The organism is Longimicrobium sp., assembly GCF_036399935.1.
Taxonomy (GTDB): domain Bacteria; phylum Gemmatimonadota; class Gemmatimonadetes; order Longimicrobiales; family Longimicrobiaceae; genus Longimicrobium.
This window is the reverse complement of record NZ_DASWMD010000051.1, coordinates 73,878-89,452: the sequence shown is the minus strand read 5'-3', so window position 1 is coordinate 89,452 and position 15,575 is coordinate 73,878. Positions and strand designations below refer to the sequence as shown.

At 69.2% G+C, this 15,575-nt stretch carries 12 protein-coding genes and 2 pseudogenes; 2 read left to right on the top strand and 12 right to left on the bottom strand.

Going from position 1 to position 15,575, the window contains the following annotated elements; all coding sequences use genetic code 11:
* The 4 genes and pseudogenes from VGB24_RS16115 to VGB24_RS16100 form a co-directional block, all read right to left on the bottom strand.
* Positions 1-117: pseudogene (locus tag VGB24_RS16115) on the bottom strand (IS5/IS1182 family transposase); the annotation flags it as partial.
* A gap of 689 nt (positions 118-806) precedes the next feature.
* Entirely contained in the window at positions 807-1,700 is an 894-nt protein-coding gene (locus VGB24_RS16110; RefSeq protein ID WP_331073973.1) for a hypothetical protein, read from the bottom strand.
* Between the two features lie 357 nt (positions 1,701-2,057).
* Positions 2,058-2,834, bottom strand: coding sequence for a hypothetical protein (locus VGB24_RS16105; protein WP_331073972.1), 777 nt, complete (start codon positions 2,832-2,834; stop codon positions 2,058-2,060).
* Between the two features lie 63 nt (positions 2,835-2,897).
* Positions 2,898-3,140, bottom strand: a complete 243-nt coding sequence (locus VGB24_RS16100; protein ID WP_331073971.1) for a hypothetical protein — start codon at positions 3,138-3,140, stop codon at positions 2,898-2,900.
* 204 nt (positions 3,141-3,344) lie between these two features.
* Between VGB24_RS16100 and VGB24_RS16095 the strand changes: the two genes are divergently transcribed.
* Positions 3,345-3,566: a hypothetical protein gene (locus VGB24_RS16095; protein WP_331073970.1), complete on the top strand. Its 222-nt coding sequence runs from the start codon at positions 3,345-3,347 to the stop codon at positions 3,564-3,566.
* Positions 3,567-3,578: 12 nt separating this feature from the next.
* Here the strand turns inward: VGB24_RS16095 and VGB24_RS16090 are convergent, their stop codons facing one another.
* From VGB24_RS16090 to VGB24_RS16065, 6 genes and pseudogenes are all read right to left on the bottom strand, one after another.
* Positions 3,579-3,767, bottom strand: a complete 189-nt coding sequence (locus VGB24_RS16090; RefSeq protein ID WP_331073969.1) for a hypothetical protein — start codon at positions 3,765-3,767, stop codon at positions 3,579-3,581.
* 7 nt (positions 3,768-3,774) lie between these two features.
* Positions 3,775-4,182, bottom strand: a complete 408-nt coding sequence (locus tag VGB24_RS16085) for a hypothetical protein (protein WP_331073968.1) — start codon at positions 4,180-4,182, stop codon at positions 3,775-3,777.
* Positions 4,175-5,113 carry an HNH endonuclease gene (locus VGB24_RS16080; protein ID WP_331073967.1) on the bottom strand — a complete coding sequence of 313 codons (939 nt, stop codon included), beginning with the start codon at positions 5,111-5,113 and terminating at the stop codon, positions 4,175-4,177. The genes VGB24_RS16085 and VGB24_RS16080 overlap by 8 nt, the downstream gene beginning before the upstream one ends.
* A gap of 199 nt (positions 5,114-5,312) precedes the next feature.
* On the bottom strand, positions 5,313-5,603 hold the full coding sequence (locus VGB24_RS16075) for a hypothetical protein (protein ID WP_331073966.1): 291 nt from the start codon (positions 5,601-5,603) through the stop codon (positions 5,313-5,315).
* A gap of 98 nt (positions 5,604-5,701) precedes the next feature.
* A complete protein-coding gene (locus VGB24_RS16070; protein ID WP_331073965.1) occupies positions 5,702-6,871 on the bottom strand; it encodes an AAA domain-containing protein in 1,170 nt (389 codons plus the stop codon).
* 1,553 nt (positions 6,872-8,424) lie between these two features.
* Positions 8,425-8,655 (bottom strand): annotated as a pseudogene (locus VGB24_RS16065) (AAA domain-containing protein); the annotation flags it as partial.
* 1,052 nt (positions 8,656-9,707) lie between these two features.
* On the opposite strand from VGB24_RS16065, the gene VGB24_RS16060 reads away from it, so the two are divergent.
* A complete protein-coding gene (locus VGB24_RS16060; RefSeq protein WP_331073964.1) occupies positions 9,708-9,881 on the top strand; it encodes a hypothetical protein in 174 nt (57 codons plus the stop codon).
* A 408-nt stretch (positions 9,882-10,289) separates the two neighbouring features.
* Here the strand turns inward: VGB24_RS16060 and VGB24_RS16055 are convergent, their stop codons facing one another.
* Both VGB24_RS16055 and VGB24_RS16050 read right to left on the bottom strand, forming a co-directional pair.
* Positions 10,290-11,921 carry a phospholipase D-like domain-containing protein gene (locus VGB24_RS16055; RefSeq protein ID WP_331073963.1) on the bottom strand — a complete coding sequence of 544 codons (1,632 nt, stop codon included), beginning with the start codon at positions 11,919-11,921 and terminating at the stop codon, positions 10,290-10,292.
* Positions 11,914-15,156: a serine/threonine-protein kinase gene (locus tag VGB24_RS16050; protein ID WP_331073962.1), complete on the bottom strand. Its 3,243-nt coding sequence runs from the start codon at positions 15,154-15,156 to the stop codon at positions 11,914-11,916. The genes VGB24_RS16055 and VGB24_RS16050 overlap by 8 nt, the downstream gene beginning before the upstream one ends.
* Between the last annotated feature and the right edge of the window lie 419 nt (positions 15,157-15,575).

The following is a 15,575-nucleotide window of genomic DNA, read 5'->3' as shown; positions in this document are numbered from 1 at the left end:
GGCGATCAGCCGGTTCCAAGGAATCACCTGGTCCATCTCCGCGAGGAAGCGCTCCCGGCGGGTCTGCTTCCGCTTCTGCGTCCAGGCCAAGCCGGCAAAGGTCGTCTGCTCGCGCATTCGTCGCACTCAGTAGGGGGGGGGGCCGCAGAGCACAATCTACGGCGCCCCACCTTGAGTCGCGATGGACGGATAACGGATTTGCAGAGCTTCCTTAGCAGAGTTCCAGCCAAAGATCCTCATGCTCCAGCACCCGGCGTGTCTCAGTCATCGTGTCGATGTTCGCCTCCAACTCATTGATCGCGAGCTCCGTGGCGCGCGAACCAATCGACGCAGGTGTGCTCACCACGGCCTCCACGTCCACGTAGAGGCCGTCCCATTTCGTCTCTTCCGGGGTCCGGTGCGGCGCCCCCTAACAGCCCTGTCGTGCCTCACGGGGGGGAGAGGTGCTGTGGCGGTCGAGCCACAGCTCCCCCCTCAACCCTTCGGCGTCCACAGTAACGACCTCACACCCTCCTGATCACGCATTTGTAGTGGGCGGCGCGTGCAGCTCATAAAGGTGCCCCGTCGCGGGCTCACCGCGATCGCGCCGAACCTGCGTGGGTCGGATCCAGATCCGCCGCCGCTCCTCCATACCGGGCCTTTACGGTTGCTAGCGCCAGTGCCCGCGGCGCCAGTGGGGTTGAACCTCTCGCCCCGTCGCGCCACCTGCCGTCTCCCTCGCGAGTTCCCCGCCCAGGATGCGCACCCGGAGGTATCCGCTGGCGAGGAGGCGCGCCTGCGCCTGCTCTTTCCTGCTCTTCCGGGCCTCAGGAGCAAGGTCTTCGGCCAGGTGCTCGGGGCACGTCATCAGGCAACCGGCCTGGCGCGGCCGCCTCGGCTGCACCCGCGCTGGTGGTCAGGTAACACAACGCGTTCACGGCGAGAGCGACGGCCGCTGTGGCCGCCGCAGCGCCTGAACGAAGGTAGCTCATGTCCTCGGTGGCAATGCGGGCCAAGTGGTACGTGATGCTCACGGGATCGCCCTCAGACCAGGGAATCACGAGAGATTCGCGTTCACGCGTGGCCATCTGCTCCAGTTCCGCGACGCGCTCCTCGACATCGGCTTCGAGAAGCGCATCGAGGGCGTCTTCGGGCGCTCCTTGAAGCACCGTCGTGTAAACGAGTTCCTGGTTGAGGGGCCAGGTTCGCGGGGACTGCGACCCGGGATCAAGCCGTCGTGCGGTGATGTGGATGGCAATGCCCTCCGGCCGCTGCTCCACATAGGCGCCGTCCACTTGGTTGGGCGGTCCAGGAAGGCCCACCGCCAGACGATCACCGAAGCCGACATAGCACATGTCGTACGGGAACTGCAGATCGCCGAGGTGCACGCCCGAGAGGTCCGTGTGCTCAAGCATCTCGACGAGCGCCGGCGTAAGCCAGAAGATGTTGCGGCCCCATGCCTTAAAGCGGCCGACGCTGGTCGCGAGACTCACCTCCGCGTTTAGAATGGGCGTGGGACGCGCGGGACGGGCCTCACGGGGAAGATGGTCGATCGCATCATTGTACGGCCCCATGACGCGGGCAAGGAGCGCGTTCAGGTCGTCCAATGCCAGGAAGCCGCGGCCGGCACGTCGGTCGGCGAGCTGTGCCAGCTCACGCCCGAAAGGGCGGGTGCGGCCGTAGCGCATGGGGTGGATCCACGAACTGTCGATGCGCATCATCTGTTCTGGATGACGTGACGGGGATGGGTGGCGATAGTAGGGGAGAGAACAGATTGCGGCTCACCGACTCCTCCTCCCGCACCTCCGAAAGAAACGTCGTCGCAGCCGCGGTTGCGCCCGGCAACCCGGTGGTGGAGGGGCTGCAGCAACTACGATGAGGAGGAAGAACGATACTCCTGAAAACGCTGCTAACGTCCGAGACACCGAACATCACGGTCCGGAACAACAAACAAAAGAAACCCGCCCACCAAACACCCGATTCCCAGGGAACAAACATCATGTCCGACTCAACATATATGCACGTCCCGATAGACGAGCCAGCACGTCCCACTCAACATATCAGTCCCACTCACCGCTTCAGGGACGGTTCGCTGCGGGGCGAGGCCGACGCCCGCGCCCGCGCGCCTTCTGTCCGCGGCGACGGAACAGCGTCGGCCAGCGATCTTTGCGCAGCCGTTCGAACTTCTCGGGATCGTTGAGCCAGTCCAAGTTGAAAGTCCAGTCATTCGCCCGCCGGTCAGGGACGTGCCACGTCGGCATACGCGCAGCAGCGTGTCCTTTGATGACGGGAGCGAAGTGCGGGTAACGCTTCGTGGAGTCCTGCCGCTGATGTCCGCCGAAGATCGGAGTCGTGAGCACCTGGAGCGCGGATGAGACAGTCGCCCGCGTCATCCCCGAATAGTCAGACAGCTCCGCGAGCGACGCGGGGTAACGCGCACGGTGGCCAGCGAGGTAGTCTATGCGGAGCTTCGGCTCCAGGTCCTTGCTGTCGTAGCGGCCATTGGACTCGTCGTATTCGAGGTAGCGAAGCGGGTTCTCGAAATAAAGATCCCACCAGGGTTCCGCTTGGGTATCCTCGAGGATGCTATCCAGGTACGCCTTCTCGTTGCCGATGGGATCAAGGCAGGCGAGAACGACGTACAGATGGCGCGCCGCCGAGGTGGGGAGCAGGCCCCAAGCCCCGCCATAGAACAAACTGGACGGGATCTCCGCATATGGGTCGTCCCGGTCGGCGGGGTAGAAGGATGCGGAGAGTCTGTACCACGTGAGATACCCGCCCAAGTACTTCTCGCGCGGTTCTCGCCTCGTCTGCATCAACCCCAGCGTGACGAGCCGGTTGAAGGCTTGGCTCACGGTGTCCTTGTTGACCCCCGCCAGGCGGGCAATGCGACGACGAGAGAGGTTGACCCATCCAGTTCAACCCGGCTCCGCTTTCTTCATCTCCGGCCAGGCATGGTAAGCCAGAATGGGAAGAACGGAGGTTACCGCGCCACCTCCGCGTGTCGTGCCGTCCTCACGCCAGAGCTGCGCCCACAGACGGCTGGAATCCTTGACGAGACGCACCGGGCAGCGCCAGTAGCGCCCGCCGTGACGCTTCCGATCGTCTTCATTGAAAAGCCACTGCTTGGGAGGCGGTTTCTTGGCCGGACGTGCGGGCATGGGTTTCTACTTCTTTCTGAGGTTGGATCCCGCGGCAAGACGAAGCGGAATTTAGCGCCTCAGATACTCGCCGGGAAGCGAGAAGCCGAAGAAAATCCGGTAGACACTTTAGGGAAGGTGCACGGATGAGCGTGGGCTGGGCACAGATCGCGCAGGCGGGGCGCCACACGCATCCGGCCGCCCACCTCGAACGCTCATCACACGATGGCCACCGTTACCTGCTCGCGCTGCCCCATACAGGCGGAGATCACCCGCACGGGGCCCAACAACGTAGATATCGCCTACGACATTCCCGGGATGGCCGACAAGTGCATCGTCCTCTCCCGCGAGCTGGCCAGCGGACGCACCGTGTCGATCGATCTCGAACCGGAGTGCCCGCACCTGAAAGCCGCGATCCTGGCGGCGCGCAATCGCTCGCGCCGGTGAGCCGTGCAGGGGTCAGGTTGACGCTTGGCGGTCTTCCTGAATCACCTGGTCCACGAGGGTGTGCAGCTGCCGAGTGAAGTTCGCGGACGCGACGAAGCCGTCCGACTGCTCCTTGGCGGCGATCATGGCAGCCGCCAGCGCAGTGAAGTACTCGGCCGGCTCCAGTCCCAAAGCCTCCGCCAGAGCGCCGGCGCGTTTCACCAGTTCCTCAGGGGATACCTGTTCGCCCGCGCCCCTCTGCAGCAGTTCCACGAAAGCCGGCACCGCGGCCTCGGCAACCGCTGACAGCGGCCCCGTCTCCTGTTCGCCCGTCATTCGCCACCTCCTTCCGCCGGCTGATCTCCTCGTGGGCACGCAGGAGCATACTACGCACCTTCTCCATCGCCTTGTCACCGCCCAACTCGTGCGCCCACGCCAGCGACGCAAAGACATAGGTCTCAGCGAGTTGGCTGCCGGTCAGGCCGTGCTCGCGCCCCAGCGCCTCCCAGCGCTCCCACGTCACTTCCGCCCTCGCCTCCTCGTCCGACAGCTTGCGCAGCAGCTGCACGAACGCTGGCAGTGCCGCCTCGGCCTCCGGCGAGATCGCCGGGCGCTCCGGCTTGTGCTGGTCAGGCATCTTGGTCCGCCTGGGTTTCTTCGAGATCCAGGCGCATCTCCAAGTGGGTCGGCCAGCCCACGCGCGCACCAGTAAAGTTTACGAGCTCATCCTGCTTATATATCGCCACCAACTGCTCGTACAGGTCTGCCGGTCCGTGGGGCGGCGCCGGGAGCAGCACGGCACGGGTGCCAATCTGGACGAAGAATGCCTCCGGTTCCGGCATCAGCGCAATCAGCTGCCGGGGAGGACTCTTAGTCACCGCCATGGTCCAGTTGGCGATTATCTTCTCATCGGGCCGCATGATCTGCTGACGGACACGCTCGAGGTGCGGATGAAACGCGAAGCGGTATCCCAGCATCGCGAAGACCGCCAGGAAGGCGCTGCGGAGCTCGCCTACCTGCGCGTGGCGGAGGTGGTAGCGCTGACGGGCCGTCACTTTCAGCTCGCCCCCCAGCCCACCCACATCCTTCATGTGCCGCCCGATGCGCTTCAGTACCTCAGGATTGTTGTTTCCGGGCCTGAGCTCAATGACAGCTTGGCCACTCTGCTCCCGGGTGACCTGAACGTTCGCGACCTCGCCCCCGATGCGGAGACGGCCGTAATGTAGACCGTTGCCCTCTCCCATCAGGATCATCCTGGCGAACGCCTCCACCTGATCCCGCTGGTGCACTGCCGCATCCACCGTGTGGCCGGCGGTGCTGTTGCATTGCTTGCAGGTAAGAGCGATGCCGCGCCCCCCGATTGAGTCCTGCGGGACGTGCTCGAGAGTGAGATCCCCCGCATCGACCGCCGAGACGTTGTACCCAATCGCGCAGATCGGGCAGAAGTACAATCCCTCGTAGCCTCCAACCCGCTGGGCCGCCTCGGCGCCACGTTTGAAGAGGATCAGTTTCTTCGCTTTCGAGCCGCCTCGCTTGTTCTTGCCGCCGCGCTTTCGCGTCTCAGGCATCCGCCGCCCCGATGAATGTCTTCCTCACGTTGACCATCGTTTCTACCTGGTGAACGGTTCACCCCCGGCCCTGCGGGCCGGAACTGCAAGGGGGACATGAAGGTGGTGGAGGGGGTCGCTGGCCCAGCGGCCGAGGCCGACCCGGTGGTTTTCCACACCGGGGATCCGCACGTCCTCAGAACCGAGAATGCTAGCGGCATCAGTTGCGGCGGCGGGTCGCCTCGCCCACAGCCAAGACATGGTGCCGCATCCGCTCCACTTCTTCGGGCCCCCCCAGCTCGTACGCGTACGCCAGCGAGGCGAACACGTACGCCTCACTCATTTGCCCCCCGTCCAGCCCGAGTTCCGCAGCCAGGTCGTTCAGCCGCTGCCACAGTTGGTCCTTCGGCATCTGCACACTGGACGCCTCGCGAAGCAGCTCCACGTAGGCCTGGATCGCCTTGCGGGCCTCGGGCGAGATCTCCGGCACCCCTTGGGGAGTGTCAGGCACTCGGCGCTCCGCTAATGCGGTGGTGGCTCCATGACACGGACGTTCTCGTAACACGCCCGGCAGCGAGCCAGTGTGGCGGGGATGCACGGCAGCGAGGGTCACGCATCTGGACGAGCCGACACCCCGCCCGGCCGGGCCGGACGCACCACCCGCAACTCGATGTCGGCCAGAAAACGCTGGATGATCGGCGCAGCGCCGTCCGCGTATACCAGCGAGCGCTCGTATCGGTGGAACGGGCTCTCCGGGCGGCGTGCCGCGGAGAGCCAGTTGAACGAGCCCTCACAGATCACCCGGTCGTCCACGGTCACCGTCTTGTTGTGGATCCGCCGCGCCGCCTTCACGGTCGCGCCACTGGCCGCCAGCAGCAGCTTCCCCTTCGCCGCGGACGGCCGGTCGCGGCCGCCTTGCTGGTTCAACTCCGCGTCCACATAGCAGGTCACCCGCACGCCGCGCGAAACGGCGTCCGCGATCAGCCGCTCGATCCCGTCCTCGCGGATCGCGTCGGCGCCTACCCACGGCGAGGTGATGCGGATCGCCTCGCGCGCCCCGGAAAAGAAATCGCGGAGCGCCTCACGGTGCTCGTTCAGTCCCGCGAGCTTGCGCACCGCCCCCGCGTCCCCGGCGGGACGGACCTCCACGTCCAAGAGCTCGTTGTCGCGCGACCGGAACAGGTGCCTCGCGAGCAGGCCGACCGGCGACGTCCCGCGCGGGTCGAACACGCTCATGTCGCCGAAGACCAGGAAGCTCTCCCGCGCGCGGGAGACGGCGACGTTCAGGAGGGAGCGGTTCTCCAGCATGTAGCGGCTCCCGACGTCGGCGTGACCGTAAACGGAGGAGAAGATCACCACGTCGCGCTCGTCGCCCTGCAGCGAATGCACCGTGTCGACCGTGAGGCCCCTGACCTGGCGCGCGGCGAGCGCTTTCCCGATCGCCCGTGCCTGGGCCTTGAACGGCGTCACCACGGCCACCACCCGCTCAAGGAGCGGGAGCGGCTCCCCCTCCTCCAACCCGCGCGCCCGCGCGCAGAGCCGGCGCAGCGCTTCGGCATGGCTCGCGATCCAGTGGGCCACCGTCCACGCCTCGGCCTCGTTGACGCGGCTGGTGGCGGACCTGCGCGAGGTTCCGGGGACATGCACGTATCCCATCCGGGGAAGCTCGGGCGGTTCCGCGTCCGCCGGGCGGACGGGGACGAGCCGGCCATCGTAGCACAGCTCGTTGCAGTACGCGATGATCGGCGGCACGCATCGGTAGTGCTCGGTGAGCAGCATCCCGCCGTACGGGACGCCGGGGAGGGAGCGCGGACTCCGGCGCTGCGCCACTCGCATCGCGCTCCCGCTGGCTGCACTGATCCCGCCGCCTCCACCCGGTCCGCTCCCCCGGCGGAGACCAGACCCGCGCGCCGGAGGTTCCCGGCATCCCCCCACGCGCTCACCCGCGGCACCGGCTGCAGCTGCTCGGTGTCGCCCACCACCAGCGCTCGCCGGGCGAGCGCGAACGCGGCGCCGGCGAGCTCAGGCGACACCTGCCCCGCCTCGTCCACGATCAGCAGGTCGATGAACGAGACCAGCGGCAGCGCCCCCGTCTGCTCGCCCCCCCGGTAGCGGAAGAACGAGGGCGCCTTGAAGAGCGTCGAGACCATGCAGGGGGTGAGCTTGGCGTACCGGCGCCACCGCTTCTCCTGCTGCTCGCGCGACTGGCCCGCCGGGTATCCCGACTCGATCGGGGAGCGCATCTCCTCCAGCCAGCGTCCCTCCCAGTAGTGCGTGGCGAGTTGGAAGGCCCGGACCCGCGTCAGCTGGTCCGCGACCTCCAGCGCGTCCGCCTCCGTCGGACGTGGCCGCACCGGCGCCGGAAAGCGCGCCGCCTCCGCCGATCGCTCCTCCACCCAGCGCTCCCATGCTCTACCCGCCGCCTCCAGCCGCACGCTGGTCTCCTGCAGCAACGCGAGACGTGCCTGCAACTCGGCGAGCCGCGCCTCGCGCAGTGCCGCGAACGCCTCCAGGTCCGCCAGCTCGTCACGAATGGCCTGCTGCGAGGCGGCGGTGATCGCCGCCTCGGCCGCCTTCGCTTCCGTCTCAATCGCGGCGAGCCGGTCGGCGGTCCACGCGTCGACCTCCTCCGGGTCGCGCACTTCAGGCGGGGGGGTGACACCCAGCGATTGCAGGAACCGCCGGATCAGCCCGCGGCGGTACTCGCGCACAGGCCGGAGCAACGACGACAGCAGGACGATCCACAGCTTTGTCCCCCGCTCGAACTCCTCCCACCGCTCCCGCAGGCGCGTCCAGGGCTCGGCCTCCGCCTCCGCCCGTTCGCGGGCATCTACCAGCTCGCGGCCACGCCTGCGCCGCAGCACCTCGAGTTCGACGTCGAAGTAGGCCCGGCGCGACCGGAGCTCCTGTTCCAGCGCCTCCACCTCCGCCCGGGTCGCGTCCTCGAGCGGCGCAAGGGGGACGGCGCCGAACAGGAGCTCCGCCCTGGCGCGCGCGCCCGACAGCGTCCGCCACGCGGACACGCCCTCCCGCAGCGTCTCGCGGCACGCGAGCAGCTCCGCGTGCAGGTGCGCCAGCACATCACGCACCTCCGTGAACCTCCGGCCGAACGCCGCATTCGCCTTCTCCAGGAACGCGGCCGTGGCCTGGGCGACGTACGCCGCGTTCTCCACCTCCGCCGGGAAGCCCTCTCCGCGTTCCGACGTGACCTGGAACCGCTCCGCCCCGGCGTCCCTCTTCGACGCCGCGGGGCAGAACAGGCCGTAGCTCATGACGCCGGGGACCCAGCGCCCCGCCAGCGGCGAATGCTCCTGCTGCGCCTTCCCGAAGCTCTCGATGACGTTGGTGACCGCCTGGTTGTTGGTGGAGGCGGCCACGATCACCGGCGGCTCGCCCTTCTCCAGGGCGGCCTGCACCCACAACGTGGCGACCACGCTCTGAAGGAGGGTCGTCTTGCCCGTCCCGGGGGGGCCGTTGATGGCGAGCAGGTCGCCATCGCCGAGCGTGAGGGCGTGGTGCAGCGCCTCCCGCTGCGAGGGCGCGAGCGGGTGACGGTCGCCCATCTGCCCCAGGTGCAGCACGTGCGCGTCCAGCCGCGCCTCGTCCCGCAGGGGCGGCGCATGCTCGCGCGGATCGATCGCCGCGAAGTGCGACAGGAGCGCCGGCGGCTTCCTCGTCCGGAGCAGGTGCTCGTAGACGGCGAGGAGCGGCGCGACCATGACGTTCGACACCACGTGCGGTACCACGAAGCCGGAGCGCGCGCTCACGTAGGCGCCTTGCCGGGCCAGCCCCAGCTCGCCAGGGTCGAACTTGTCCTCCGAGAGCCGCCACCCGGTGTCCTCAGCGACCGCGCCGAGCATCCGCCACGCGTGGTCCCAGTACGCGCGCCACCCGGCGGCGGGGTCTGGGGGATCGTTCGTCGAGAGGTAGCGGTCAACGGCGGCGACGCTTCCGACGAGGACTGGGAGCGTGTCCCGGCCGGGCTCCAGCCGGCTTCGCGGGATCCAGGGCGCGCCCTCGCGCGGTGGCGAGAGCGTCCCGTCATCCGCGAGGTCGGCGGGGATGTAGAGAGGGACCACGAAGTCCTCCCTCGCCCCACGCTGCCCGTGCACGACGGCGGCGCGGGCCACCAGCGGACAGACGAGCACGGGGCAGGTCGCGGGGTCGGCCCGTCCCTGCTCCGCATCCCCGTGGCGTGCGTCCCGGAAGATCTGCCGGACGCGGTCGGCGCCGGGGGCGATGCCGTCGCGGAGCATCTCGCGGGAGACCGCGTACGGTCCCGTGTCGGAGCCGAGGTAGGGCGCCAGATCCTCCCGCCTCACGTCCTGGCGCGAGCCGTCGGCTAGGCTGTCGCGCCAGTAGGCGACGATCCGGAGCGCTTCGGAGGAGTGCGGGGGGTCGGAAGAGTGCGAGGGCGACACCGTGTAGCGGGCGAACGCAAAGGACGGCGGAAAAGTGAACTGGGGAAACATATAAGGCGCGGCGTTAATCGCCAGTGTGGCCGCAGAGACTTCATCGCTCCCCGTCAAACCCCGAAGAAGAGGCGAACAAATCCGGCACCGGTTTGTATGCAACGGCGCCGCTGCGGCGACCTCGACCCGGTACACCGCGATCCATGCGCGACGACCTCTCCACGCCTGCTCCGCCCGCCCCCAGTCCCGACGTCCGCTCGCCGATCAGCGCGGTCGCGCGTCTGCTCGGGCTTCCGGAGCCCGGGCTCGCCTTCTCGGTGCCGCCGCGCCACCGCGGCAGCATCGAGGCTCGCTCCGGGCTCGACTTCCAGGACTAGGATGCGCTCCCGCAGCTCGGGCGGCTGCTTCGCCAGGACGGGCAGCGCGCGCTCAGCGTTGGGCTGGAAGGCACCGGCGACACCGACGTGCTGGCTCCACGCGAGCGAGGCGGCGTGGTCGAAGAGTACCGGCAAGTGAAGGGCCGCCGGGAGGGCTTGGCCAGGTGGACGCTCGCGGAGCTGGGGAGAGAAGGGGTCTGGTCCGAGTTCATCCGGACGGCCGCGGCCTTCACGAAGCGCGCGTCGCGCGGTTACAAGGAAGCCGCCGTGCCGAGCCCCGGCTTGGGTCAAGGTCCTAATGGCGCAGCGGGTCTGATTGAGGGGGAGCATCACTCAACCAGAAATCCGGCACGCATTCGGCCTCTCGACCCGGCTCCAGACGGCCCAGCCGAGTTCCCGAGTGGAAGATCAGCCGCGTTTGCGCCCCTTCTCCCGGCCTTTCCGGTCGCGGACGCGCATGCCACGGCTCTCCAGTTGCTGCCGCTGCGTGTCGGAAACGCGTCCGGGCGCGGCCGCGGGCTCGCGCTTGCCACGACGCCCGCCGCCGGGCGCCTCCACCTGAATGCCCAGGCGGTCCAGGTAGACCGCTGCGGCGCGGTCGATCTCGGCACGGATGCGGTGGTAGATGCCCGCCTCCTCGCGCTGGCCCCACTCGCCTCGGAACGAGAGCCAGTTAAAGCTAGTCACGATCATGAACTCGTGGTCCACGATCAGCACCTTCTCGTGCGTGTTCCCGTGCTCCACGATGTCCAGGCGGCCGCGCCCGCCCTTCGCCTCGTCCCGCATCCGCCGGATCAGGGACTCGGTCTGTTCCCGCTTGTACGCGTTCAGGTCCTCCGGGTATCCCCACCCGATCACGACGTGGGCCCCGCGGCGCACCGCCCGCGCGACCGCCTGGCGGAACTCGCCGTTGAACGCCTGCGGCCGGATCCAGGGAGAGATGATGATCACCCGCTTCGACGCGGTGCGGAGTCCTTCCAGGAGGAGCCTCCGGTGCTCGCCCATGTCGATCCGCCGCACGCTATCCCGCTCCCGCTCCGCCTTCTCCAGCTCAGCCCGGATCCGCGCCAGTTCAGCCGTCAGCGAGGCGACCTGCTGCCGCGTCTCTGAAACATCGGGCGCGGCGGCCGCCTCCCGCTCGGCAGAGCGCAGCTGCTCGTCCACCTGACCGGCCGCCGCGGTCAGACCCTCCACGGCCGCCTGCGCGGCATCCGCGTGGCGGTAGAGCGGCTCTAGTGGGATCGCGGGGGGCGAGACCTCGAAATGCCGGGTGAGCGGAAGGATGCGCTCCTGGTAGCGCGGGAACATCTCCGCCAGCACCCGCTCGTGCCGCTCTCGGCGGGCGCCCCGCTCGAAAACCCGGAACTCGACGTGGCTCTGGTCAGGCGCGTCGAAGGCCACCACGTCGCACGGAAGGTACGTCCGGGTCGCGCTGACCACGGCCGTCACGTCGTAGAGCCGCCCCTCCGGCGCGCGCCGGGGCTCGTACCGGCGCGTTTCCGCCAGCACGCGTTCCAGGGCCTCCGGCGCGAGATCGGCGGGGCCGGGGGAGCCCACGTGCACGGGGAGGATGTGCAGCCCGTCGGCCCGCGCCACGTCCTCGCCGACGTAGATCGTGCGGTTGGTGGGCTGCAACTCGCCCGTCACGGCGTCCACCAGCAGCCGGAAGGGGATCACCTCCGGCCTGTAGAAGCACTCCTCTACCAGCGCGGTCGTGCCCCGGTCGGTGAGCCGGAACCGCGTGCCCCCCTCTCCCTCTCCGGGGAGCGGGTCGACGAGGTCGGCAGCGAGGAGGTTCTCCACCGCGTCGGAGAGAAGCTCCGGCCCGATGCCGAGCACTAGGCCCATCGCCTCCACGGTGTCCACCGACTCGCCCACGCAGCGCAGCACCACCTGCTCAACCGCGGAGAGGCTTTGCCTGGCAAGGAGGCGGATCTCGACGGTGCAGTCGTGGAACGGGAGCGCGGCGCGGTACGCCGGCAGGGGGCGGTAGTCCGGCAGCTCGGCCGCCAGGCGCTCGACGTCCGCCGGGCTAAGCACCGGCGGCGGCCTCGATCCGCCGGGTGTCAGGCCGCTCAAGGAAGAACTCGTGCACGGGGCGGAAGGGGTTGCGGCGGTGCCGGCTGCTCGCCCCGCGAAGCGCCTCCACGTCGCCAACGATGGTGAGGCAGTGCCGCGCCCGGGACAGGGCGACGTTCAGGCGCCGCTCGTCTGCCAGGAAGCCGAGCTGACCCGCGGGGTTCGAGCGGACGGCCGAGTAGTAGACGAAGTCGAACTCCTTCCCCTGCGCCGCGTCCACCGTCAGCACCTCCACCCCGGGGATGCCCCCGACGCTCTTTCGGAGCACCTCCACCTGCGGCTGGTACGCGGCCAGCACCCCGATCGTCGCCACGATCCCGAGCTCGTCCAGCCGGGCGACGAGCGTCCGCAGATCGGCCGCGAGGCACGCCGCCTCGGCGTGGTTCACGAACGAGGTCCCCACCTTCCGCTCCTGTGCCCCGGTGCCGCTCCCCGCGGCGTCCACCCACCGCACCGCGGCCCCGAACACCCGCTCGCCGTGCAGCCTGTCCCCGGGGGAGACGCCGTGGAGTAGCGCACCGTCGTAGAAGACGCGCGAGACCAGTTCCCCGATCTCCGGATGCATCCGGTACTGCGTCCCGAGGCGCAGGCGGGCCCCCGGCTCGGCCGCCTCGAAGAGCTCCTCAAAGAGACTCCGCGCAAGCTCCGCCTTGCGCAGCCCGAGGTCCCGCGCCACCTCCTGCGCGACCTCGTCGTCCAGGATTGGTGGCAGCTGGCGGTGGTCGCCCACCAGGACGAAGCGGTGCCCGCGGCTGAGTGGCACCAGCAGCTCGGGAGGGGTGGCGCGGCCCGCCTCGTCCACGATCACCCACTCGTACCCCAACTCGGCGGCGGTGCGGTTCCCGATGAAGCCAATGCAGGTCCCGGCGATGATCGGCGTGCTGCGGAGCAGGTGCTTCTCCAAGTCGGGGGAGGCGCCCTGCAGGCGCTCTCGCCAGTCGCGCTGGATCGCCGCGACGCGTTCGCTCCACGCCACGCCCTTCTTCCGGAGCCGCAGCACGGCCTCCAAGTGCGCGCGGAGCGCGTCCGGCGCCGCGGGAATGGTTTCCCCCAGCAGCCCCGTCGCGAGCTCCACCGCTGCCGCCTGCTCGTCCGGCTCCGCGTCTTCTGCGAGCTGGTCGATGAGCGCCCGGATCTCGGAGGCGGGCACCTGCGCCAGCCGCTCCAGCCGCTCCCGCGCCTCCTCGGTCCGTACGCGGAGCGTCGCCTGGAGGTCCCGCAGACGGGACCGCAGCTCCAGGGCGCGCACGGTCTCGCTGATCTTCTCCGGGTTGCCCAGCCGGACCTTCGGCGTCTCCGGGAGGAGTCGCTCCAGGCGCTCCAGTACGTTGTCGACGGCGATGTTGGACTGGGACGCGACCAGCACCCGGTCTGTGGGGTGCAGGCGGCGGATCTCGGCCACGAGCCGGGCGATCACCGTCGTCTTCCCCGTGCCTGGCGGGCCCTGCACCAGAAAGAACGAGTCCGTCCCGAGCGCCATCTCCACCGCCCGCCGCCCCGACTCGTCCAGGTCGTTGGCACCGGCCGCCGAAGCGGGCACCGGCGGCTGGACGTCTCCGGGGCTCGCCAGCAGGCCAAACAGGCCGGAACGCACCGCGCCGTCGGTCCTCACGGTGCGCAGCGCGTGGCGCTGCCGGTTCAGGTTCGCCTGCTCGCGCGTCGCGTCGAATACGATGCTTCCCCCGGGCGGGAGCGCCACCCCCTTGGGCAGGTTCGCGTCCCCGGCGATCCGCAGACGGTCATGGTCGTGGCCCACCACGACGCCCACCTGCACCGTCCGGCCGTCCGCCGTGCGGTAGCAGACCGGGCGCTGGACGACCGCGGCGCCGAGCACCGGGCGGTCGAGCGTGATGTCGAAGCCGTCCACCTCCGCCGCGACCGATGCCTTCCGCACCACCCCCAGCGTCTCGTCCCGCTCCAGCAGCCGGCGCGCCACCTCCAGATAGGTGTCCCAGCGCGACAGGAGCGCGCGCCGCGCATGGGTCCGCTCCCGCTCCTCCTCCCACTCGGCCCTCGCCCTTCCATGCAGTTCCTCCAGCACGGCGCCGGCCCGCCCCGGGACGGCGGGCGCGCCATCGCCCACGACGTGCGCTTCGGCGCGAATGCGGAGCGCGCCCGCGCGGGCAGCCTCCGGGTCGGGGAGGAGGATGGCGTGCGTCACCAAGAGCTCGTTCGCCGCCTCGCCACGGGTTACGGGCTTCACGTAGTAGCGCAGCCGCGCGCCGATCAGCTTGTACGAGCCATCCACGGGAGGGTCAGCGCTCACCAGGATCGGGGATCCAAGGTCCCGCCTCGCCAGGGCAGGCGCGTTCTCGCGCGCCGCCGGCTCTCCCCAAGGCACCCGGAAGAGATCGTCCGTGGCACGGCGGGTGAGGCGCAGGTTGAGCGTGGCGAGCGGGTGACTACGCTCTTCCAGGAGCGACAGCTTCGCGAGCACCTGGGGCGCCGTTGGCCGCTCTTCGAGCACGGGGGAGAGCATCCGCCCGATCACGCTCCTGAGTGCCTCGCCGTGGGCTGAGGCGAGCACGCGCTCGCGGAGTTCCGCAGGCGGCGCCGAGACGTCCTGCAGGAGCAGCTCCGCCGCGATCACGCCGAGCGAGTAGACGTCCGAGCGCTCCGTGGCGGACGCCCCCTCCCCGCGCTCCGGCGCCGCGTAGCGGTCCGTGTAGTGGTGCCGGACGGTCGTCCGGCCGTCCTCGCGCAGGGCGTCCAGGATGCGGCTCACGTTGAAGTCCGCGAGCTTGGGGACGAAGTCCGCGTCGAAGAGCACGTTGCTCGGCTTGATGTCGCGGTGAATCACGCCGGACAGGTGCGCGTGGCTGAGCGCCGAGGCGCACGCGCGCAGGAGGCGCACGACCGCCGGCTCGTCGCCGTACCTGGCGCGAACACCCGGGTCTTCCAGCGACCCACCCCACGCGTACTCCAGCACCAGCCAGGAGCCCACGCCGTCCGTTGTGCCCTGGTCCAGGAGGCGAATGATGTTCTCGTGGCGGAGCCGCGAGAGCGCCGCCGTCTCGCGCAGGAAGAACTCGCGCAGCGTGGCCGGGGGCTCCCTGCCGCTTACGATTTTGACCGCCACGCGCGCGGTCGAGTTGCGCAGGTCCACGGCAAGGCGGACAATAGACCCGGTCCCGACCCCGATTGGATCCGAGAGCGCGTACCGGTCGGCGAGCAGCTGCGGCGAGAGCGTGTTCATGAATCTAGCTGATTCGGGAGTTCGCAGCGCGAACACCGTACCCCGCGGACTGCAGGGTGCCCCGCCATCACCGGAAGTTCGACTGCCATCTGCGGCACCTGCCGGATCGTTAGGTCTAATCCGCGTTCCTTGTCGAACGAGGCATTTTGGATCCAAGGCTCCAGCAGCTCGCGGAGTGCCGGCGCGGAGACCGCGTGCGCCCGTGCCTCGAAGTCGCTGGCCAGCGCACTCAGGAATTCGCCAACCCGGCGGTATGGGCGATTCGTCAGGAGAGACAGCAGGACGAAAATCGTGAATGAGGGTGTCGGCAGGGGGAGCATTGGCAGACCGTTCGGCGCGCGGCTATCCGCACGAGTTCGCGGAGTTGGCGCGCGGTAACACGACGCGGCTTTACGACGCAACGTTGTCGCCCGTGGCGC